The sequence below is a fragment of the Kosakonia beeri genome, from assembly GCF_054165705.1.
The window spans coordinates 297,109-316,557 of the sequence record NZ_CM135106.1; the positions used below are offsets into that span (position 1 = coordinate 297,109).

A 19,449-nucleotide genomic window follows, 5' to 3' on the forward strand; every position below is an offset into this window, starting at 1 on the left:
GCGATGAGAATGTACTGTAAGAGATAACGGGATACTATGGAAAACAGTGTTGCGCATGTAAATGCGTTGATTCTCGATATTGTTGAGAATGTCCGCCTGGCGAATACACCAGGGGAGGGCACCGTGGACGAACTGTATCAGGTATTGGATGCATTCGCTGCCGCGTATACAGATAACGCGCTGATCCCAAAATCCGTTGCCTGGGCGCTGTTTTTCCTGCGTGATAATCTGGAGGGCGCCTTGAAATATGCTTCAGGCGAAGATGCCCGCATACTCGCCGGGATGAGCTCAGCGGTTAACCGCTATATAGAACGGATCTTTTTGGAGTGAAGACAAATATAGCCGCCCCTGTGGAGATAATATGAAAGCAGAAAACGAACAAATCCAGCTCACCGGTGAAGAGGCGTTAGCGATTTTGAGTGAGGTTGAGTACATCCTTATTTCTCTGCGCGATATTGCCCGCCACTATTATCATGGCGAAACAACACAGGATACAGCGGAGAATACGCTGGCGTATTGCCGGGAAACTACCGGTTTTATCGACCGTAACCGGGTAACGCATCGTCTGGCGAAGGTGCGCGCCATATTATCTGCAAAGTTTAATGATGAACTGGACGATGACGATATGGGCGATCTGGAGCGTGAAATGGACAAAATTCGCTACTGGGAAAAACCCGGCGATTGATTCGCCACATCCCTTAAATCAGGGGCGGGAAATAACCGGAAAACAGGGTGAGGTATGTACTCAGGCATTGCACTGTACGGCACGGAACAGGTTTCACCCGCTACGGCGCTGGCGCTGGGCATTATGCTTTTCAAACACGCTGCGCTGGACGTCACATCCTGTGGCTGGAACCAGGACCTGCAGCGGGGCGATCACCCCGGCGATCACGATCTGATCGAGTCCACGCTGGACGAATTGCAGGAAAAAGTGGCGGCCCAGCAGGTCAGCGCATTCAGATTGTATAGCGAGAAGCCCGGCGCGCTGCCCTGGTATGCTTCTTTCGGTGTTTCCACCGCCGGGTTCGGCCAGTTTCACCATATCGATATGCAACTGCCTGCGCATGGGGACATGGCGGCTCTGCTCAGAATGATGGCCTGCGAGATGCATTTCGATTACGGGATTGCGTATTACTGCGACACGGTCAGCAAAGCTTACTATTATGCGGCTGGCGAAAATCTGGTGTCTGTTTTCGGCTGCGAAAATCCCGGGTTGTTTAAGCGGGAAACGCCGGGCAGGTTCAGCGGGGCGGAGCGCTACAGGCGCAGCATGCTGCGGATGGTTTACCCCGTTAACGTTGTTAATCGCCATCATCTTGCGCAGCCGGTAATGGGCATGCCGCTACAAACCTGGATCGCGACAACCGGCGCCGGTGACATTGAACAATTGCAGGACGATTTATGGCTCTGGACGGTCAGCGATGCGCGCATCGCTGAAGTCAATCAGACGCTGGGAGAAGCCGGATTACTGATTGCCTGGAAAGGCGAAAATGCCACAAAAAAACGGAAGCACCTGCCATGATAACTGACAAACGGGCGCTGGTTTTATCGGTGCTCGACAACCGCCCGCTGCGCGAGGGGAAAATCAGCGATGCGGCGTTTTTCCTTCTCTACCCGGCCAGCAAAGAAACGGTCGGCACCCTCATTCATGATGAGTTGCGCCATGCAGTAGAAACGGAAGATGCGCTGGCGCTGGAGTTAACCTTATACCTTGGTTTTCATTTTCACTTTTCACCGCCGGACAGCCAGGCACTTATTCCGGCGTTAACGGCATCCTGGCATCAACGGCATGCCGAAGTCGTCAGAGCGCTGTTAACACTCAAGCCTCGCAGCGAAAGCGCGGTGGCGGCCATTTATCGTTGCGCTGCAACCGATCATGACTACCTTTGCGACGATCGCGAGGACGGAATATTTAGCCTGGCGACGGACTGTATTTATGCGCTGGCGAAAATAGCTACGCCGTCTGCCATTGCAGGATTACAGGCATTAACAGAAAGTCCGTGGCAGCCGGTAGCCGCAAAAGCATGTCATGTGATGAATAAATACGGATTAACGTCTCCGGCTGCGCACAACAAGCCAGCGGAATAAGCATCAGGAGCCGATATGCTATTAACCCCCGAGGCTGTTAGTTTTCGTATTTCTACCACCGATCTACAGGCTGTTTATACCGAATCCGGCGGCGTTAACGTTCGCCTTGATGTACAGACGCTGGCTGATTACCACCATGACACTTATCGCGAGATTGAACTGCATTTCCGCCCGGTTGCTGAGCTAAGGTGCACCACGTTAAACTTTTTTGAGGCTCATCATAATGATTTTCTGATACAGCCGGACGTAGAGAACGTTATTGCCTGTTGGCAGGAAAAACATCTACACCCACAGTCGGGCTTTTATCAGGTGATGGACTCGCCTCTTCTTCAACAGAAAGGGCGTTTATACGATCCGCTGCAACGGCTAAATCTTAAGCATTATCTGCTGGTCGGCTACGACAGCTACATTGAAATTATCGCAACAGGCTACGACATGGCAGGTCTTTAACGCTCTTCATGGCTCTGTTATTTATTGGGAAGGCACTCACTGGCCTTATATAAACCGGGCCAGCTGGATGAGGCTTATCACTATGTCGACGAGATCTATCGCTATAGCAAGAGCCGGCCTTTTAAAAAACATCCTCATAAGTACCTGAAATTTTATCGTGCATGGCAGCGAAACATTGCTGGTGCCGTTGGCGGGAATTAAAGGCCGGGATGATTCAGTTCAACGTGACGGAAACCTTATAAACGAGGATGTAATGCTATTAACGCTTGCGGATATTGAACAGCAACTGGCCGAAAAATTTTCACCTTTTGATGGCGAGATGGACGAGCTCCTGCTCATAAAACGGCGCGGGCCGGTAGGCGATATACGTGCGCTTGAGCAAAGCCTTAATGTCAGGCTGAGCGGTGACTTTCTGGCGTGTCTTTCCCGCTATGATCTGGACCATTTCTCCCTTGGCAATATCGCTTTCGGCACAGGGCAGGATTACCTTGCGCAGGTCATTGCGCTCAATCAGGGCGATGCGTTTAACCGCTGGTGGCCCGGCGTCAGCCGCCCTGAGGGGATCATTGTGATTGCGCTTTCCGATCCTTATACCTTGCTGCTTAATACCCTGGATCAACGCGTTTACGCCATGACCAGCGAACCGACAGCGGCGGATGACGACCCGGTTGCCGACAGTTTCGCGCTGTTTATCCGTGGCGTTGGATCGCTGTTTTTACAGGCAGCCAGCCCGCAAGAGGTTGCCAGCGCGGTCGGCGCGGTTAATCTCGCTTTCTGGCAGGAAATAGCATAAGGCCACGTTTTATGCATGTGCACCGGACCTCAGGGTGTCGCGGCATAAGCGGTAACCACATTGCAGGAGAACATAATGGAACGTGATGAACAGGTGGTGCAGGCGGTTGCCCGCGCGTTGTTTGACGACAATGCTATACATTACCAGCAGGCGCTGACCAAACCGGTGAACAGCGACGCCGACGTCTACGGCAGGGCCAGAAATGCGCTGGCATCGCTTACTAAAGCGCAGCAGCAGGATGTGTTGCGCTTTATACAGCTGGCGATGGCCGACAGCGCTTCGGTTATCTTCGGCATGCTGGATGGCAGTCATTTTCCGCAGGGGATTGATGGCGATTTTGCCGTGCATTATCAGGATGACGAGATCCAGGGGAGCCTTCAGGACATCTGGATTGAGCAGGCAGAACAGCGTGGGATCTATCGCTAAGCGCTGGCCGTCTCCCTATTCGCGCATCAACGGAGCAAGCAACAAGATGATAAATCCTGCCTTAAGCGAACTGGATAACCGCTTATCCGCCAACGGATTTTTTGATTTTCTGGCATCGCTGGACGCCGACGCCGCCCTGGATTTGCGCGATGAAGCCGCATTTGATGAGGCCTGGATGCAGGCATATCGCGAACTTCAGGCCCAGGCATTCCCGGCGCAGGTGCTGACGTTTATCGATACATTACGCGAAAAAGCATTCAAACATGCTTTTCGCATCAACGGCAATGCAGAGATCGCGGCGCGTATTGCTGACGATGTCGATCTGATTGCGAAAAGTCTGGCTGCCGGAAAGGCGGGCGGCTGGGCTGTCACGCAACTGTGGTCTGCGTATCTTCACGGCCGGTTTCCGGCAACGCAGGAGGAAGGATGATTGATCTGAATGCGGACATCATCAGTAATCACTCGCTAGGCAATATCTGCCTTGGCCAGTCGATTGATGTCTATCTGGAAGAGTTGCTTGAGCGCTTCACGGTGGAAACGAAAATCTACCCGCCCGCGCACCCGCAGGCAGAGACAATGCACGGTTATTTTATTAATAACGGTACGATGGCCATCTTCACCAATTCTCTGGATATCATCGTGTCGGTGGGCTGTAATCAGGCCTACGGCGGCAAATACCGGCAGACGATCTACCCGGGCATCACCATGGAGACGCTTTCCGTGCTTGTGAAAGAGGTACGCATTCTTCACGGCGCACTGATTGTCGATAACGATTATGGACTGTCGTTTCCTCTGCCTTCGCCGCATGACGAACTCGCCGATCACCTCTACCAGATACCGCCTGAGCTGACGCTGAACGAAATCTACGTTTACGATCACTCGCCGCTGGCACCCAATGTGAAGAAGAAACGAAAATGAGTGAGCTGCTGCCACCTCCGCTGCAACACCTTGAACGCGTGCTGGGCATGACATTGCCGCCGCGCTATCGCCGCTATTTATTACAAACGATCCGGGAAAACGCATGTTGGGAAATCACCACCCTGAACGGCGACGCTCTGGTGTTGTTCAATTACCATGATCTGCTGGAGCGCAACCAGACCTATGCTATCCAACAGGTGGAGCCGGAATACCTGTTGATAGGTCAGGATGGTGACAGGGGTTATTTCATTCACGCGCGTGCGGGCCAGGAAACCCTCTACACACAGGACCTGGGCGCGCTGGGCAGCCTGCAAATGGAGCCCTTCGCGCAAGATATCGACCAGCTCTGCGCCTGAGATCGGCGCAGCGGTATCAATCGCGGCGTGGACAGGCCCCGCATGTGCGGGGCGCTGTTTGTCAGGGTGAGCAGGAACCGTCAATGGTTTGCTGCGCCTGGTTAATCATGTCATAACCCTGATCTTCCAGTTGCTGCCAGGTCGGGCGGACTTTACAGGCCTGCGCAACGCGAACCGTAATTTCTCCCAGCAGTTTGGCGCCTTTGCCGGAGGAACAAATCCCCGCATCTGACGACTGCGCCTGTGCGCCTATTCTCTCTGCCGCTTGAGTGCCTTTGCGCTCGGCGGTATCACAATCGCCACTCAAGTCGATAGCCATCGCTTCGGCGGAGAGCGCCGGGCGGGCACCACCAGAACCGCCACCGCTGCTGCCTGCAGAAGAAGCACCGGCGCCGGACGACGCAGAGGGCGAATAACTGCTCTCACTGCTGCTGTTAGCGGCCAGCGCGGCCTGGTTGAGCGAGTTACCGACGGCCTGAGACACACTGCCGCCAGAGGCGTGCGCAATGATGGCGCTGCTGGCGACACCCGTCACCGCATTGACCAGCGTATCGACCTGCGATGGCTGCTGCGCCTCTTGCTGTGCGGCCTGTGCTCGCTCAGCGTCTGCCTGCGCCTGAGCTTGCGCCTGCTGTGCGGCATACTGCTGGTTGCTGATTTCAGTATTATGGCGCGAGCCGGCCAGTGCGCCGGTGGTTTCCGCCAGTTGCGTAAATCCTTTTTTCTTCAGCACGGCCGCCACTTCGCTAAGCTTGCCGCTTTGCGGCATTAAACGATTGGCCTCATTAACGCTGCCCCATGCGCTGTTCAGTGCTGTCCATTGGCTGTTCAGACGGCTGGCGATTTTGGCGTTTTTATTATCGCGTGCCAGATTCATTGCAGCGGTATACATGTCGCCGTTGGCCAGTGGCGTGAGGTTTAACGCGGTGACAAATTTCTCCAGCAGCGCTTTCGATCTGTCCCCGGTTTCGCTTCGGGTTTTATAGGCATCGGCATACAGATAATTTGCATAAGCAACGCCTAATTCACGTGCATAACGGGTGATCTGTGTTTCAAAGCTGGAAATGGTGCTAAGCGCTTGAGCCGGATTGCTTTTTGCCTGTTGCTTCGCCAGCCCGTCATAATATTGATATTGCATCAGCAGATGGGGGAAATAGCGTTTTGGATTACTATTAGCGAAATCCTGATCGGTGAATTTAATTAAATTCTCATAGTCTTTATTCGCATACCACTGTTTAAATAAATTAGTATCATAATCCATGACTTGCGAAGTCACTTTATAATCGGTGTTACTGGAATAACAGAGTTGCATCATGGTTTGTCTGTTATTCAGGTAGGTGTCGTAATTTTTATTATTAATAGCGTTTTGCGCAGCGGAAAACGCGTTGTTACAAGCGGTATTGTCATAGGAAGCACAGCCTGTCATCAGCAGGGCGCAGCCTATCACCGCCATCGGTGCCTTAAGTGCTATCATGAGGTTAATCTCGGTGGTTAATTATTTATTTTTAATATTTCGCTAATTATTGCTGTGATCAGGAATAGGTGAATTGCGGTTGCAGGTGGGCCTTCTTAAAAATAGAGATTTGCTGATCATACCTGTAATCTACACATTTGTTATATTGTTGAAATATTTTGTTACGAATATTGTAACGAAGAGTTATATTTACCTAATGAAACTATAAACTTAGCGAGGCAAAAGTTCTTTCCGGCGTCAGAAAAAACAAAAATGCACGACACTCTCCGCAATGGGAGACTGACGGCGCGGTGACTCCCCCATATACTGAGAAAAACAAGACGTTAAATGAGCTTTCATTTCGACTAACAGGGTTACGGATGGAAACGGCTGAATTTTTCGCGCAACTCGCGCAGCAACTGCTGCTCTCTGCGCCACTCTTTTTATTGATTGCACTGGGGTACGGTTTAGGTCGCTTTGCTGGCTGGCCTGAATCGGTCAACGAGGGGTTAAATCGCTTCTGCTTTAATGTGGCGATACCCTGCATGCTTTTTAAAGTAATGAGCAAGTTTTACCAAAGCCCGGCAGTGGACATGCGGCTACTGATTGCGTATTTCGGTACCTGCCTGGTGATTTACATCATTGGGCGCATTGTTGCAAAACGTCTGTTTCGCCTGGACGCAATTTCCGGGTCGGTTTTCGGTCTGGCGGGTATTTTCTCTAACAACGTCATGCTCGGTATTCCGGTTGCGATTATTCTGCTTGGCCCGGCGAGCCTCGCTTCTGTCGCGCTGGTGCTGGTGTTTAACAGCCTGATTTTGTGGACGCTGGTCACCGTGTCGGTTGAATGGGCGCAAAACGGCAGTTTCTCGGTGCGCGGCATCGGCAAAACGCTGGTAAATGTGCTGCGCAACCCGATAATCATCGGTATTTTCAGTGGGTTTATCTGGAGTTTTGCGCTGCACAGCCCGCTGCCGCAGATCCTTGATAGCCCGGTTAGCATGGTGGCGCAGGTTGCTGCCCCGCTAACGCTCATCACGTTGGGTATGAGCTTGTCGCGCTACCAAATTCGCAAAGGGCTGCGCGAGAGCATGGCGATTTGTCTGTTTAAGCTGCTGCTAATGCCGGGGATGATTTGGGGGCTTGCCTTGTTATTGCATTTACCGCGGGCAGAGAGCCAGGTCGTGGTGTTGCTGGGTTCAATGGCGGTCGGGATCAATGTCTATTTAATGGCGCAAAAGTTCCAGGTGCTGCAGGGCGCGACCGCAACCAGTATGCTGCTTTCTACCATTTTCTCTACGGTCACGACCCCGCTGTTGATGATCCTGATGAGCCACTTTTATCCTGACTGGCCGTAGGCCGGTATCAGCTTACGCCAGCGGGGAGATGCGCCAGCGCGTGATGTCGCTGGCGCATCTCTTTTTATCGATTCAGACGATATCGTCTACCACGCCACCATCGACACGCAGTGCCACGCCAGAGGTTGCCGAGGCCTGTCTGGAACAGACATACACCACCATATTCGCGACTTCTTCCACCGAGGCAGCACGCTGGATCACCGAGCTGGGACGGTTCGCCATCACAAACTCTTTTGCCAGGGTTTCCAGCGACTTGCCCGTTTTTTCCATTTCATCTTTCATCATGTCGGCAAAGCCATCAGAAAGGGTCGGCCCCGGCAAGACACTGTTCACCGTCACACCGCTTCCGGCCACAAACTTGGCTAAACCGCGCGCCAGCGACAGTTGCGCCGTTTTGGTCACACCATAGTGGATCATCTCCGCCGGGATATTCAGCGCCGACTCCGACGAGATAAATACCACCCGTCCCCAGCCTTTTTTCACCATGGCTGGCAACAGTGCGCGTGAAAGCCGTACGCCAGACATCACATTGGTTTGCCAGTAGCTTTCCCAGGTGTCGTCGTCGGTGGCGTAAAAGTCCTGCGGGCCATAAATACCGGCGTTGTTCACCAGAATATCGGCCTCGCCAGCGGCGGCCAGCAGCGTTTCCACCCCTTTTGCCGAACTCAGATCGGCAATAGCAGTCCGCAGCGTTGCGCCCGGCACCTGTTTTAACAACGCGGTTTTCGCCTTACTGGTCGATGCCTCGCTGCGCCCGTTAAGGATCACTTCGGCACCGCTTTCCGCCAGCCCTTTGGCGATCGCAAAACCAATACCGCCCGTTGATGCTGTCACCAGCGCCACTTTCCCGCCGAGATCAATCTTCATCGTTTACTCCTTTATCTGGATTTAACAAATGATTTAAGGCTAGCACTTGGGCAGGCACGCGCATTGCCAATTGTTGCCTGATTACGCGTACGCACTGGCTTATGCAATTTGCAGCATTGCTTTTCTGGTTTAATTGCTTCCCTCGTTTTCAGTGCTCTAACAGAATGGAATTCACACAATATATTTGGCAGTTATTTTCTTTTTCAGGGGACAGACCACAATATGAATAAATACGGCGTATTCTCCATTCTCCTCGCAATAAGTGGTGTGCAACAGGTCAATGCCGCTGAACAAAGCGTTCCGGCGCAAACCACGTTTACTATTACGGCAGACGCGTCGCTAAAAGCGAAATTACCGCAGGAGGTTATCCAGCGCGGTTATATTATTGCGGGCACCAACCCAAATACGCCGCCGACAACATTTTATCAGGAAGATAATAAAACGCTGGCCGGGCGTGAAATTGATATTATGACCGCGGTTGCCGAACGCCTCGGCGTAAAAGTGCAGTGGCATGATACCGGCGGTTTCGACAATATTATTCCAGGGCTGAAATCAGGCCGCTACGATGTGGCGCTGGCTAATATTAATGCCACCAAAAAGCGCCTGGAACAGGTGGATTTCGTCAGTTATTACGATGCATCCCGCCTCGGCATTATCTCCCGTCAGGATGCGAACATTCCCGCCTTTACCGAACTGACACAGGTGTGCGGCAAAGAGATTGGTGCAGGTGCGGGCACCACGCAAATCAACCGTTTGAACGAAGGCAGTAAAGCGTGTGAAGCACAGGGTAAAGCACCGATAAAAGTCGCCGTCTTCCCGGACCGTCCGGCAGGCGTACAGGCGGTGGTCAGCGGGCGCGTACCCATGTTCTTTGGCCCCTACGAAGGGCTGACCTGGCAGGTCAGCAAAGTGAAACCGCTGACCATGAGTGGGCAAATCAGCGTTAACGACGCCCCGGTGTCTATTGCGTTCCCGAAAGGCTCCGGGCTGGAGGAGGCCGTACAGGCAGCCCTCAACTCCCTCATCAAAGATGGCTCTTACCAGAAGATCCTCGACCACTGGTCGATTGGCTTCGGCGCGGTAAAAGAGTCCAAACGTAACGAAGAGATTTTCTAATGGCGCACACCACACCTTCACCGTCGCAGGACGCTTTGCGCATTGTCGGTAAACGCTACTACGGGCGCTGGTTCAGCGCCCTGTTCGTTTTACTGCTGCTGGCAGGGCTGCTGCACTCCATTTTCAACAATCCGCGTTTTGAGTGGGGCGTGGTGGCACAAAGCTTCACCGAAGACGCCATCATCAGCGGCGTGTTGATGACCTTGCAACTGACCGCCATTTCCGTCGTGCTGGGCTTTGCCGGCGGCACCGTACTGGCGCTGATGCGCCTGTCATCAAATCCGGTGCTGGTGGCGGTAAGTTGGGGATATACGTGGTTTTTCCGCGGCGTGCCGATGCTGGTGCAGCTTTTCCTCTGGTACAACGTGGCCGCGCTTTATCCGACTCTCTCTGTGAGTTTGCCGGGGCTTGGCGAACTCTATAGTGCGCCAGCCAACGCGGTAATAAGCCCCTTTAGCGCAGCGGTGATCGCGCTGGTGATGCATCAGTCCGCCTATGCGGCGGAGATTATTCGTGCGGGTATCCAGAGCGTTGGGAATGGTCAACTGGAAGCGGCGCGGGCGCTCGGTTATTCGCGCGGGCAGATTTTCCGCCATACCGTTTTGCCACAGGCGATGCGCGCCATCCTGCCGCCCGCCGGCAATGAGGTGATTGGTCAGTTAAAAACCACCGCTGTGGTTTCCGTGATTTCTCTGCAGGATGTGCTCTACTCAGCGCAAATTATCTATCAACGCACCTATGAAGTGATCCCCCTGCTGCTGGTCGCCACGCTGTGGTACCTGCTGCTGACGTCCGTGCTGTCGGTCGGACAGTTCTACGTCGAACGCTACTTCTCCCGTGGCGTAAAGCGCGTTGAAGCCAACGTCTGGTTTGCCCGCAGGCTGCCGGTGTATCTGTTTAACGCCAGGAGAGTGAGTAATGGCTGAGACAATTGAATTACGCAATATCACCAAGCGTTTCTCCGGGCAGACGGTGGTCGATAGCGTCGATCTGGATGTGGACGCCGGGTCGGTAACGGTGATCCTCGGCCCATCGGGTTCGGGGAAATCAACACTGTTGCGCTGCATTAACCACCTGGAAAAACTGGATGCCGGGACAATCCGCATCGGCGGCGAACTGGTGGGGTATGAGCAAAAAGGCCAGGCGCTGTTTGAAGTGAGCGACAGCAAAATCGCCCGACAGCGCAGCCGTATTGGCATGGTTTTCCAGCAATTTAATCTCTTCCCGCACCGGACCGTGCTGCAAAATATTATCGATGCGCCTGTCCGTGTGAAAAAGCAGCCCAGGGCGCAGGCGGTGGCGAAAGCGCGCCAGCTTCTGCAACAGGTTGGGCTTTCCGGGCGCGAAAATGACTGGCCGCAGCAGCTTTCCGGCGGTCAGCAGCAGCGCGTAGCGATTGCCCGCGCGCTGGCAATGGATCCTGAAGTCATGCTGTTTGATGAGCCGACCTCGGCACTGGACCCGGAGCTGGTGGGTGAAGTGTTACAGGTCATCAAAGCGCTGGCGCACTCCGGCATCACCATGGTGATCGTCACCCATGAAATCGGGTTTGCCCGCGAAGTGGCGGACAACATTGTGTTTATGGAAGCGGGAAAAGTGATCGCTTCCGGTCCGGCGCGCCAGGTACTGGAAAATAACGCCAACGCCCGCGTCAGCCACTTTCTTTCCACGGTGCTTTAACTATGCCGCCTGTGACGCACAGCTCCCACTGGGGGGCGTTTACTGCCTCCCCGGCGGGTGATGAACTGCACATTACCCCCTTTGCTGGCGATCCCGATCCCAGCCCGTTGCTGGACAATTTTACCGATGTGCTGCGTCACCCGGCGCGCGTGACCAGGCCGATGGTCCGCAAAGGCTGGCTGGAGCAGGGTCCTGGTCCGGACGCGAAGCGGGGAGCTGATGAGTACATTGCGATTAGCTGGGCGCAAGCGTTGGATCTGGCGGCGAGGGAGTTGCAACGGGTGGCGGATAACTTCGGCCCGCAGGCGGTGTTTGGTGGTTCATATGGTTGGTCCAGCGCCGGGCGTTTTCACCATGCGCAGAGCCAGGTGCACCGGTTTCTGAACACCACCATCGGCGGTTATGTTCGCTCGGTATGGTCCTACAGTTCTGCGGCGGCCTGCGTTGTCTTGCCGCACATAGTTGCCTCGCAGGATGAGATTTCCCGGCGCGGTGTGAGCTGGCGTGAGATTGCTGAACACAGCGAGGTCGTGCTCTCTTTTGGTGGTCTGGCGCTGAAAAATTCCCAGGTTGCCAGCGGCGGCATGAGCGAGCATACCGAACGCGGATACCTGCGTCAGGCTGCTGAACGCGGCGCGCAATTTATCTCCATCAGCCCATTGCGCCATGACTTGCCGGACGAAGCCGCCGGGGAGTGGATAGCGGTACGTCCGGGTACCGATGCGGCGTTAATGCTGGCGCTCCTGCATACCTTATGGCTTAACGGGCTGAGCGATGAAGATTTTCTGGGGCGTTACTGTACCGGCTGGCCAACGCTGGTCGCCTCCCTCAATGGTACGCAGGATGGCACGGTGCGGGATGCCGCCTGGGCAGAGGCCATTTGTGGTGTGCCCGCCGCAGACATTGTTGCGTTGGCGCAGCGCCTGCACGGTAAGCGCGTGGTGATCACGGTCGCCCATTCGTTACAACGTGCGCAGCACGGCGAACAGCCGGTATGGCTGGGCATGGTGCTGGCTGCGGCGTTGGGGCAACCCGGTCTGCCCGGCGGCGGCTATGCCTATGCGCTGGGGGCGTTGGGTCACTACGGAAAAGCGTTTAACCGCGTCTCTTTCCCCTCGCTGCCGCAGGGCAACAACGGCGTTGACGATTTTATTCCGGTAGCACGTATCGCTGATATGCTGCTCAACCCTGGCGCCCCCTTTGATTTTAACGGCCAGCGGCGCCGTTACCCGTCCATTAAGCTGGCGTGGTGGGCGGGGGGTAACCCCTTCCATCATCACCAGGACCTGGCGCGTCTGCGTAATGCGTTTTGTCAGTTGGATACGCTGATCGTCCATGAACACAGCCTGACGGCGACCGCGCGCCATGCGGATCTGATCTTACCCGCCACCATGACGCTGGAGCGCGAAGACGTAGGCGGCGCGCCAACCGACAGACATTTGTTCGCCATGCATCCAGTGGCTGAGCCCTGGGGTGAAGCGCGGGATGATTTCGCCATTTTCCGGGAGATTGCTGCCCGGCTGGGGCGTGAAGAGGCGTTTACCGAAGGGCGCACGGTGCGTGAGTGGTTACACCATCTGTACGGGCAGATGCAGGAAAAATTAGCGCAGGAAGGGGTGAATACACCCGATTTCGACCGCTTCTGGCAGGAGGGCGTGTTAACGTTGCCGCAGGTGGACGATGGTGGGGGCATGATGCGCCGTTTTCGTGCCGATCCCGACGTGTATCCATTACCGACGCCGGATGGCAAAATCCAGATCTATTCAGCGACCATCGCCAGTTTCAACTATCCCGATTGCCCCGGTCACCCGGCGTGGCTGACACCGGACGAACAACCCGACGCGCAACATCCGCTGTGGCTGATTGCCAATCAACCCGCCACCCGCCTGCACAGCCAGCTCGACTACGGGCGACACAGCGCACGGCATAAACAGCAGGGTAAAGAGGTATGCATGATGCACCCGACCGATGCCGCTGCACGCGGTATTACCGAAGGGGCGATTATTATGCTGTATAACCTGCGTGGCGCTGTGCTGGCGGCGGCGACCTTGTCGGAGAATATTATGCCTGGTGTGGTGCAACTGCCGACGGGTGCCTGGTACGACCCGGTGGACCCGCTTGCAGCGCGCCCGCTGTGTCGTCATGGTAACCCTAACGTTCTGACGCGCGACATCGGTACCTCTTCGCTGGGGCAAGGGTGCAGCGGGCAGATCACTGTCGTTCAGGTGTCTCTGTTTACCGGCGATGTTGGAGACGTGCAGGCTTTTGCGCCCCTAAACCAGCAATAGCGCCTGTAGGGTACGCAGCGCCTGGACGCTCTCCAGACGGGTCAATGTAAGCCAGCCATCGCGGGTGACGTCATCCGCTTGCGGCAGGCAGCGGCGCAGTTTCTCCGCTAAATCCACGCCTTTCGCCAGCAGCATCTGGCGTGTGGCCTCGGTTTCCAGTATCACTCCGTCGCGAGTGGTTAAGCGAAGGCGATGAAAACGCGCCGCCGGGTTGAGTGCGTCCGGTGGTGCGTTGTGATCCGGCGTACGCACGACGCGGGCCGCCAGCGCGGCGGTAGCCGGTTTCACATCGCCGGGCGCGAAACTGCTCAGCGGCAGATCATTGTCCAGTAAGCATTCGGCAATCACATACTCAAGGCTAAAGCGGGCTTCAACCCCACTGGCGGGAGTATGAATAAATGCCGCCACATCGCCGCCGGGCGGAAACGCCACCTCAATTCGCTCCACATCGTGGTGTAACTGCGCAGTGGAAAACCCTGTCGCAAGCCATTTCTCACGTAGCGTCAGTGCAGCCAGCGCTGCACCGTGCGTGCCGCTACAGGTCGGCCAGGGTTTAAACTCCAGCCCCGGCGTAACAATGCGCCACGGTGCGCCCCAGCGTTCAGTAAGCAATGCCGGGCGGGCAGTTGAGGGGCTATAAGCGGTGAGAAAACGCTCCAGCGCGCCGATTGTTTGCGCAATGACGGCATGCTGCGTCAGTTGTACGGCAGTGACCGCCGCCCGGGCCGCCAGCCCGGCATGCAGCGGTTTGATATCCGAACCAAACTGCACGCGTAATCCGGCAGACTGAGTGGCGGCAATGGCGAGGATATTCGCGGTTTGCTCAGGATCCGCCTTCACCAGACGGGCGCAGGCCGCTGCCGCTGCCAGCACGCCGAGGGTGCTGGTGTTGTGAAAGCCCTGCACATAATGCCCACTGCCGACTGCCAGACCCAGGCGGCCCGCCATTTCTACCCCCAGCACAAAGGCATCGAGAAACTGCGCCGGTTCGATACTGGCGCACTCTGCCGACAGCGCCAGCAACGCCGGGAGGATAACGGTTCCGACATGCCCGCGAAAGTCCGGGTGAAAATCATCGAAATCCAGCGCATGCCCGCTGTAGCCAAGACGCAACGCGCGGGATTGCGCGTCCTGCCCCGGCCAGATCTGGCGCAATGACGCTAAGGTGGCGTCAGGTAATACGCCGTTAACCACCGGCAAGGCAACGGCGAAAAAGTCGAGCACACCGCACCGTGCCTGTTCACGGGCGGTGTCATTCGGCTGTGCGTCGACAATCAACCGGGCAATGGCCAGGGTGATATCACTCATGCCGCTGCCTTTTTCAGCGCCTGTACTGCCAGCGTCGCCAGCCATTGCGCGGTGGGAAACAGGGCGGCGTCATCCACGCGGAACTGGGGATGGTGCAGGGCATACGGGCCACCGGAGCCAATCATGATAAAAGCGCCGGGCAAACGTTGCTGGTAAAACGCGAAGTCTTCGCCAATCGGATTCGCGGCGATACGGCGGACGTCAAAACCCGTTTCGTGACCGGTTTCCAGCGCCAGTGCAACCCACTCTTCGCTGTTCACCACCGACGGGGGGCCGGGTTGCCAGTCAAGGGTAATTTGCGCGTTAAACGCGGCGGCCATCCCGGCCAGCACATCACGCATGCGCTGCTCAATCTGTTCGCGCACCGTCTGGCTAAAGGTACGCACGGTGCCTTCCAGCCAGGCGCTATCCGGGATGACGTTCCACGTGCTGCCGCTGTGCACCTGCGTCAGGGAGAGCACGGCATTTTCATCGGACGGAACATTACGGCTAATCAGGGTTTGCAGCGTAGAGATCAGTTGCCCGGCGATCACCACTGGATCATTGCCTTCATGCGGGCGCGCAGCATGGCTGCCGGTGCCGGTAATATCAATACGGAAACGGTCAACGCCTGCAGTCAGCGCGCCGGCTTTACTGCCCATGACGCCCACCGGTAGTGCCGGATCGTTATGGATACCAAAAATCGCCGTTGCTCCCTCCAGCGCGCCCGCGGCAATCACCGCCGGTGCGCCTTGCCCGGTCTCTTCTGCAGGCTGAAAGAGAATGCGCACCCGCCCGGGCAGGCTGCTCTCCTGCTGTTTGAGTAAAATCGCCGCGCCCAGCGCTGAGGCACTGTGGAAATCATGGCCGCAGGCATGCATTACGCCGGGGTGCGCTGAGCTGAACGGCACGCCGGATTTTTCCTCAATCGGCAGTGCGTCGATATCCGCGCGCAGGACGATCAACGGGCCAGGGTGTTGCCCGCCCAGTTCAACGACCAGCCCGGTCGGCAGATCTAACGGCAGAATACGGATCTGGTAGGTTTCCAACGCAGCACGAAGACGGGCGGTGGTGGCGAACTCCTGGTTAGAGAGTTCAGGAAAACGATGCAATTCGTGGCGAAAATCGGTCAGCCAGGCCGGTAATTCAGCAATGTCGGTCATAGCGTTACTCATCAGGGTGAACGACGCGCCAGCCACGCGGTGTGGTCAGCGTCATCAAGGATTTTTTTCATAAACAGGGTGATATGGCCTTTGCCCAGATCCGCCTCATGCGCAGGCACAAAGCCATACTGCTGATAAAAGGGGATCAGCCACGGATGGCTGATGGCGGTGCCGAGCGACACCGCAGGTGCGCGCAATACACCGCGCAGAATATGGGTCTCCACCCAGTCGTAGATTTGCCGCCCGCGCTGCTCCCCACGATGGCGCGGATGCGCGGCAAACCAGCCGATATGCGGCAGGCCAAACGGCCCCGGCAGCGGCCCCCAGGGGTAGCGCAGCGTAATGGAGGCGGCTAACGCATCATCGACAAACAGCCCCCAGACACCGTGCTGTTGCAGGTGTTGCGTTACCTGCGCGACGGTGGTGGTGGCCGCATCAAAATGAATGCCCATCTCACGCACCTGTGCGTAGGCTTCCAGCATCAGCGTTAGATAGATGTCGCGGTCAGCGGTCGTTAGCTGGCGATAGTGCTCGCTCATACCCTCTCCAGCAACTGTGAGTCGTCTGCGGCGCGCAAGACATCACTGACTTTTTCCAGCGCGCTGCCTAAGTAGCGCGCTGGATCCAGCCAGCCATCGAGATCGGCATCGCTGATAGCCCCGGCGATTTCCGGTTGTTCTGCCAGCACGCTTTTAAAATCGCGCCCGCTCTCAAACGCCGTCATCGCACAGGTGTACACGAGGTGGTGTGCTGTCTGTTTACCGAGGGTTTTCCCGGCTTCAAACATGACTCGCTCCGACAGCAGCAGCCCGGCCTGGATATCCAGATTGGCGCGCATTTTGTCGCTATTCACCGTCAGGCCGTTAAGGATCCCCTGTGCGTTTTGCAGTTGCGCAGAGAGATAGAGACAAATTTCCGGTAGCGCCAGCCACTCTGCGCGCCAGCTCATGGCATCGCGTTCGTGTTCGACATGCATGGACTCAAAAATCAGACCGGCGCTGTGGCGCACGGGCGCAGTCAGGCTTGCCAGTCCTTCAATAGCAGCAGGGTTGCGCTTGTGCGGCATGGTGGTAGAACCGATTTTCCCGGCGCTGAAAGGCTCTTCCACTTCGCCGATTTCGGTACGCATCAGGTTATAGAGTTCGTTGCCGATTTTGCCCAACGAGCCGCTGATCAGTACCGCCAGCGAGGCGAATTCGCTTAAGCGATCGCGGGCAGATTGCCAGCCAATAGTCGGGCAGGCGAGCCCGAGTAGCGCCAGCGTGCGACGCTCTACCTCAGGACCCAGATCGCCCAGTGCCGCATTGGTGCCGATAGCGCCGTTGATGTTGCCTGTCAGCAGGCGCGGGCTGATTTCGTTGATGCGTGTTAAATGGCGTAAAAACTCATCCAGCCAGACGGCGACCTTAAACCCAAAGGTCGTGGGCAACGCCTGCATGCCGTGAGTGCGACCAACCATTAGCGTGTGCTGGTGACGTTCGGCAAGCTGGCGCAGGGCGCGGGCTACGCCAACGGTATCGCGGCGGATAATGTCCAGTGCATCGCGCAGTTGCAAAATGGTGGCAGTATCGACGATATCCTGTGTGGTGGCACCATAGTGCAGGTATTCCCCCGCCGGGCCGCACTGCTGTTGCAGCGCCGTCAGCGTGGGCATAAAGGAGTGCTTCATCTGTGCGGCAAGGTGGGCGATATCGCTCAGTTGCAGCGCCTGCGGCTGTGCACGGTCGGCAATCTCCTGCGCTGCTTTTGGTGGAATGACGCCCAGTTCACCTTGCGCACGCGCCAGCGCCACTTCCACGGCGGCCTGCTGGCGCAGGCGATTTTCTTCCGACCAGATGGCGCGCATTTCCGGCGTGGCGAAGTTATTGCCGATGATCAAAAAATCGATGGGATGCGATGACATATTATGTGCCTGTCGTAAATTTAAAAAATGCCGATAATTTTATTTTCTGTTCAGCATCTTCATTCATGAATATACCGGCGGCAAGGCATTTGTCGCCTTATCTAATATTCTTCTATCGATATGAAAATACAGGAAATGAGAAAGATTGTTTTTTGTTTTTATTTTTGTAGCATGAGCCGATAATGCGATTTAATTACATGGAAAACTCAATGCTTGCGATAAAAACGCCGCAAACCTGGTTTCACCTGTCAGGTATTCGCCATGACGCAGGGAAATATATTTCACCGCTGTCACAGCATATTTTAATTATTACCAGTGCGCGGGCCTGGGCACGAGTGAACCCGGCGCTGGAAGGCAGTTTGCGCGCCAGCGGCGTGAAATGGCAGACCGAAATCATGACTGGCTACTGTACCGACGAGCGGGTGGCACATTACGCCCGGCGCGCGCGAAAACTGGGGGTGCAGTGGATTGTCGGCGTGGGTGGTGGTCGCGTACTGGATACCGCGAAAGCCGTAGCGGATGCGCTTGAAGGCGGCGAGTCTGTCACCATCCCGACGGTTGCCTCTACCTGCGCGGCCTGGTCGCCGCTGTCGGTCTTTTATACTGAAGAAGGCGGGCAGATCCGCAGTCAACCGTTGAAAACATTGCCGCGACTGGTGCTGGTGGACAGTGAAATTATTGCACAGAGCGATGTGCGTTATTTAAAAGCGGGTATTGTGGATGCACTGGCGAAATGGTACGAGTTCCGTCCCTATTTAGAACATTCGCCGGATAATCTGGCGTTGCAGTTAAAAGTGCAGACCGCCCGACTGGCTGTGGATATTTACGAAAAACACGGTGTGCAGGCGGTACAGGATAATAAAGCGCAGGTTGTCAGTGAAGCGTTAATCAATGTTATTGATGCCAATATTGCCATTGCCGGGTTGGCCAACAGCATTCGCGGCGAGATCCCCACGCCTGGCGTCGCTCACGCTATTCATAACCGTCTAACCTACGAACCGGCGTTGCGCGACTGGTTGCATGGTGAGCGAGTGGGTTACAGCTTGCTGGTGCAGTCGTTCCTCGAAGGCGATGGTGAAACACCGGACGCCGCATTGCTGAGCTTATTGCGTCAGTACGAGATGCCACTGACGCTGGCGCCGCTGAAAGAGATCCGCCTGGCGGTGATCCAGGCGGTGGCGCGCAGTATTCATTTTCCTCGCGCGGCGGCAGAGCATTTACCGTTTTCGCTGGAACCCGCACGGATTGAACGAGCGCTACGCCTGACGGAGCAATTTTTTACACCCCGCTATGCGGTATAGCA

General features: G+C 56.0%; 22 protein-coding genes. 16 read left to right on the forward strand and 6 right to left on the reverse strand.

Annotated elements, in window-relative coordinates:
* Nucleotides 1–36 precede the first annotated feature (36 nt).
* The 10 genes from ACUY4S_RS01380 (at nt 37) to ACUY4S_RS01425 (ending at nt 5,031) form a co-directional block, all read left to right on the forward strand.
* A complete protein-coding gene (locus tag ACUY4S_RS01380; protein WP_458023275.1) occupies nt 37–330 on the forward strand; it encodes a hypothetical protein in 294 nt (97 codons plus the stop codon).
* Nucleotides 331–361: 31 nt separating this feature from the next.
* Nucleotides 362–685 carry a hypothetical protein gene (locus ACUY4S_RS01385; RefSeq protein WP_458023274.1) on the forward strand — a complete coding sequence of 108 codons (324 nt, stop codon included), beginning with the start codon at nt 362–364 and terminating at the stop codon, nt 683–685.
* 54 nt (nt 686–739) lie between these two features.
* Nucleotides 740–1,522: a hypothetical protein gene (locus ACUY4S_RS01390; RefSeq protein WP_458023272.1), complete on the forward strand. Its 783-nt coding sequence runs from the start codon at nt 740–742 to the stop codon at nt 1,520–1,522.
* Entirely contained in the window at nt 1,519–2,088 is a 570-nt protein-coding gene (locus ACUY4S_RS01395) for a hypothetical protein (protein ID WP_312689875.1), read from the forward strand. The genes ACUY4S_RS01390 and ACUY4S_RS01395 overlap by 4 nt, the downstream gene beginning before the upstream one ends.
* 15 nt (nt 2,089–2,103) lie before the next feature.
* On the forward strand, nt 2,104–2,538 hold the full coding sequence (locus ACUY4S_RS01400; RefSeq protein WP_312689874.1) for a hypothetical protein: 435 nt from the start codon (nt 2,104–2,106) through the stop codon (nt 2,536–2,538).
* 253 nt (nt 2,539–2,791) lie between these two features.
* Complete coding sequence (locus ACUY4S_RS01405; protein ID WP_458023271.1) at nt 2,792–3,331, forward strand: SMI1/KNR4 family protein; 540 nt, start codon at nt 2,792–2,794, stop codon at nt 3,329–3,331.
* Between the two features lie 75 nt (nt 3,332–3,406).
* A complete protein-coding gene (locus ACUY4S_RS01410) occupies nt 3,407–3,757 on the forward strand; it encodes a hypothetical protein (protein WP_458023269.1) in 351 nt (116 codons plus the stop codon).
* A 46-nt stretch (nt 3,758–3,803) separates the two neighbouring features.
* Nucleotides 3,804–4,187 carry an immunity protein PIM1 family protein gene (locus ACUY4S_RS01415; RefSeq protein WP_458023267.1) on the forward strand — a complete coding sequence of 128 codons (384 nt, stop codon included), beginning with the start codon at nt 3,804–3,806 and terminating at the stop codon, nt 4,185–4,187.
* Entirely contained in the window at nt 4,184–4,675 is a 492-nt protein-coding gene (locus ACUY4S_RS01420) for a hypothetical protein (RefSeq protein WP_312689866.1), read from the forward strand. Before ACUY4S_RS01415 ends, ACUY4S_RS01420 begins: the two co-directional genes overlap by 4 nt.
* Entirely contained in the window at nt 4,672–5,031 is a 360-nt protein-coding gene (locus ACUY4S_RS01425; RefSeq protein WP_312689864.1) for an SMI1/KNR4 family protein, read from the forward strand. The genes ACUY4S_RS01420 and ACUY4S_RS01425 overlap by 4 nt, the downstream gene beginning before the upstream one ends.
* A 61-nt stretch (nt 5,032–5,092) precedes the next feature.
* On the opposite strand, the gene ACUY4S_RS01430 is transcribed toward ACUY4S_RS01425, so the two are convergent.
* On the reverse strand, nt 5,093–6,505 hold the full coding sequence (locus ACUY4S_RS01430; RefSeq protein WP_312689861.1) for a hypothetical protein: 1,413 nt from the start codon (nt 6,503–6,505) through the stop codon (nt 5,093–5,095).
* A 359-nt stretch (nt 6,506–6,864) separates the two neighbouring features.
* Here ACUY4S_RS01430 and ACUY4S_RS01435 point away from each other — a divergent pair, with 359 nt between their 5' ends.
* Nucleotides 6,865–7,842 carry an AEC family transporter gene (locus tag ACUY4S_RS01435; protein ID WP_312689859.1) on the forward strand — a complete coding sequence of 326 codons (978 nt, stop codon included), beginning with the start codon at nt 6,865–6,867 and terminating at the stop codon, nt 7,840–7,842.
* A gap of 72 nt (nt 7,843–7,914) precedes the next feature.
* On the opposite strand, the gene ACUY4S_RS01440 is transcribed toward ACUY4S_RS01435, so the two are convergent.
* Entirely contained in the window at nt 7,915–8,709 is a 795-nt protein-coding gene (locus ACUY4S_RS01440) for an SDR family NAD(P)-dependent oxidoreductase (protein ID WP_458023266.1), read from the reverse strand.
* A gap of 222 nt (nt 8,710–8,931) precedes the next feature.
* Here ACUY4S_RS01440 and ACUY4S_RS01445 point away from each other — a divergent pair, with 222 nt between their 5' ends.
* From ACUY4S_RS01445 to ACUY4S_RS01460, 4 genes are read left to right on the forward strand one after another with little or no spacing between them, the layout of a single operon-like run.
* Entirely contained in the window at nt 8,932–9,825 is an 894-nt protein-coding gene (locus ACUY4S_RS01445) for an ABC transporter substrate-binding protein (protein ID WP_312689855.1), read from the forward strand.
* Complete coding sequence (locus tag ACUY4S_RS01450) at nt 9,825–10,751, forward strand: amino acid ABC transporter permease (protein ID WP_458023265.1); 927 nt, start codon at nt 9,825–9,827, stop codon at nt 10,749–10,751. Before ACUY4S_RS01445 ends, ACUY4S_RS01450 begins: the two co-directional genes overlap by 1 nt.
* Nucleotides 10,744–11,505 carry an amino acid ABC transporter ATP-binding protein gene (locus tag ACUY4S_RS01455; RefSeq protein WP_312689852.1) on the forward strand — a complete coding sequence of 254 codons (762 nt, stop codon included), beginning with the start codon at nt 10,744–10,746 and terminating at the stop codon, nt 11,503–11,505. Before ACUY4S_RS01450 ends, ACUY4S_RS01455 begins: the two co-directional genes overlap by 8 nt.
* A 2-nt stretch (nt 11,506–11,507) precedes the next feature.
* Nucleotides 11,508–13,793 (forward strand): molybdopterin-dependent oxidoreductase, encoded by a 2,286-nt coding sequence (locus tag ACUY4S_RS01460; RefSeq protein ID WP_312689851.1) that lies wholly within the window; start codon nt 11,508–11,510, stop codon nt 13,791–13,793.
* On the opposite strand, the gene ACUY4S_RS01465 is transcribed toward ACUY4S_RS01460, so the two are convergent.
* From ACUY4S_RS01465 to purB, 4 genes are read right to left on the reverse strand one after another with little or no spacing between them, the layout of a single operon-like run.
* Complete coding sequence (locus ACUY4S_RS01465) at nt 13,779–15,101, reverse strand: MmgE/PrpD family protein (RefSeq protein ID WP_458023263.1); 1,323 nt, start codon at nt 15,099–15,101, stop codon at nt 13,779–13,781. The genes ACUY4S_RS01460 and ACUY4S_RS01465 overlap by 15 nt on opposite strands.
* Nucleotides 15,098–16,243 (reverse strand): amidohydrolase, encoded by a 1,146-nt coding sequence (locus tag ACUY4S_RS01470; RefSeq protein ID WP_458023262.1) that lies wholly within the window; start codon nt 16,241–16,243, stop codon nt 15,098–15,100. The genes ACUY4S_RS01465 and ACUY4S_RS01470 overlap by 4 nt, the downstream gene beginning before the upstream one ends.
* 11 nt (nt 16,244–16,254) lie before the next feature.
* Nucleotides 16,255–16,782 carry a GNAT family N-acetyltransferase gene (locus tag ACUY4S_RS01475; RefSeq protein WP_312689845.1) on the reverse strand — a complete coding sequence of 176 codons (528 nt, stop codon included), beginning with the start codon at nt 16,780–16,782 and terminating at the stop codon, nt 16,255–16,257.
* A complete protein-coding gene (purB, locus tag ACUY4S_RS01480; RefSeq protein ID WP_458023261.1) occupies nt 16,779–18,146 on the reverse strand; it encodes an adenylosuccinate lyase in 1,368 nt (455 codons plus the stop codon). Before purB ends, ACUY4S_RS01475 begins: the two co-directional genes overlap by 4 nt.
* Nucleotides 18,147–18,355: 209 nt before the next feature.
* On the opposite strand from purB, the gene ACUY4S_RS01485 reads away from it, so the two are divergent.
* Nucleotides 18,356–19,447, forward strand: a complete 1,092-nt coding sequence (locus ACUY4S_RS01485; RefSeq protein ID WP_312689841.1) for an iron-containing alcohol dehydrogenase family protein — start codon at nt 18,356–18,358, stop codon at nt 19,445–19,447.
* Nucleotides 19,448–19,449 lie beyond the last annotated feature (2 nt).

Excerpts from the sequence above, each read along its gene's own strand:
- ACUY4S_RS01380 (WP_458023275.1), top strand. The coding sequence starts at position 37 with ATGGAAAACAGTGTTGCGCATGTAAATGCGTTGATTCTCGATATTGTT.
- ACUY4S_RS01385 (WP_458023274.1), top strand. The coding sequence starts at position 362 with ATGAAAGCAGAAAACGAACAAATCCAGCTCACCGGTGAAGAGGCGTTA.
- ACUY4S_RS01390 (WP_458023272.1), top strand. The coding sequence starts at position 740 with ATGTACTCAGGCATTGCACTGTACGGCACGGAACAGGTTTCACCCGCT.
- ACUY4S_RS01395 (WP_312689875.1), top strand. The coding sequence starts at position 1,519 with ATGATAACTGACAAACGGGCGCTGGTTTTATCGGTGCTCGACAACCGC.
- ACUY4S_RS01400 (WP_312689874.1), top strand. The coding sequence starts at position 2,104 with ATGCTATTAACCCCCGAGGCTGTTAGTTTTCGTATTTCTACCACCGAT.
- ACUY4S_RS01405 (WP_458023271.1), top strand. The coding sequence starts at position 2,792 with ATGCTATTAACGCTTGCGGATATTGAACAGCAACTGGCCGAAAAATTT.
- ACUY4S_RS01410 (WP_458023269.1), top strand. The coding sequence starts at position 3,407 with ATGGAACGTGATGAACAGGTGGTGCAGGCGGTTGCCCGCGCGTTGTTT.
- ACUY4S_RS01415 (WP_458023267.1), top strand. The coding sequence starts at position 3,804 with ATGATAAATCCTGCCTTAAGCGAACTGGATAACCGCTTATCCGCCAAC.
- ACUY4S_RS01420 (WP_312689866.1), top strand. The coding sequence starts at position 4,184 with ATGATTGATCTGAATGCGGACATCATCAGTAATCACTCGCTAGGCAAT.
- ACUY4S_RS01425 (WP_312689864.1), top strand. The coding sequence starts at position 4,672 with ATGAGTGAGCTGCTGCCACCTCCGCTGCAACACCTTGAACGCGTGCTG.
- ACUY4S_RS01430 (WP_312689861.1), bottom strand. The coding sequence starts at position 6,505 with ATGATAGCACTTAAGGCACCGATGGCGGTGATAGGCTGCGCCCTGCTG.
- ACUY4S_RS01435 (WP_312689859.1), top strand. The coding sequence starts at position 6,865 with ATGGAAACGGCTGAATTTTTCGCGCAACTCGCGCAGCAACTGCTGCTC.
- ACUY4S_RS01440 (WP_458023266.1), bottom strand. The coding sequence starts at position 8,709 with ATGAAGATTGATCTCGGCGGGAAAGTGGCGCTGGTGACAGCATCAACG.
- ACUY4S_RS01445 (WP_312689855.1), top strand. The coding sequence starts at position 8,932 with ATGAATAAATACGGCGTATTCTCCATTCTCCTCGCAATAAGTGGTGTG.
- ACUY4S_RS01450 (WP_458023265.1), top strand. The coding sequence starts at position 9,825 with ATGGCGCACACCACACCTTCACCGTCGCAGGACGCTTTGCGCATTGTC.
- ACUY4S_RS01455 (WP_312689852.1), top strand. The coding sequence starts at position 10,744 with ATGGCTGAGACAATTGAATTACGCAATATCACCAAGCGTTTCTCCGGG.
- ACUY4S_RS01460 (WP_312689851.1), top strand. The coding sequence starts at position 11,508 with ATGCCGCCTGTGACGCACAGCTCCCACTGGGGGGCGTTTACTGCCTCC.
- ACUY4S_RS01465 (WP_458023263.1), bottom strand. The coding sequence starts at position 15,101 with ATGAGTGATATCACCCTGGCCATTGCCCGGTTGATTGTCGACGCACAG.
- ACUY4S_RS01470 (WP_458023262.1), bottom strand. The coding sequence starts at position 16,243 with ATGACCGACATTGCTGAATTACCGGCCTGGCTGACCGATTTTCGCCAC.
- ACUY4S_RS01475 (WP_312689845.1), bottom strand. The coding sequence starts at position 16,782 with ATGAGCGAGCACTATCGCCAGCTAACGACCGCTGACCGCGACATCTAT.
- purB (WP_458023261.1), bottom strand. The coding sequence starts at position 18,146 with ATGTCATCGCATCCCATCGATTTTTTGATCATCGGCAATAACTTCGCC.
- ACUY4S_RS01485 (WP_312689841.1), top strand. The coding sequence starts at position 18,356 with ATGCTTGCGATAAAAACGCCGCAAACCTGGTTTCACCTGTCAGGTATT.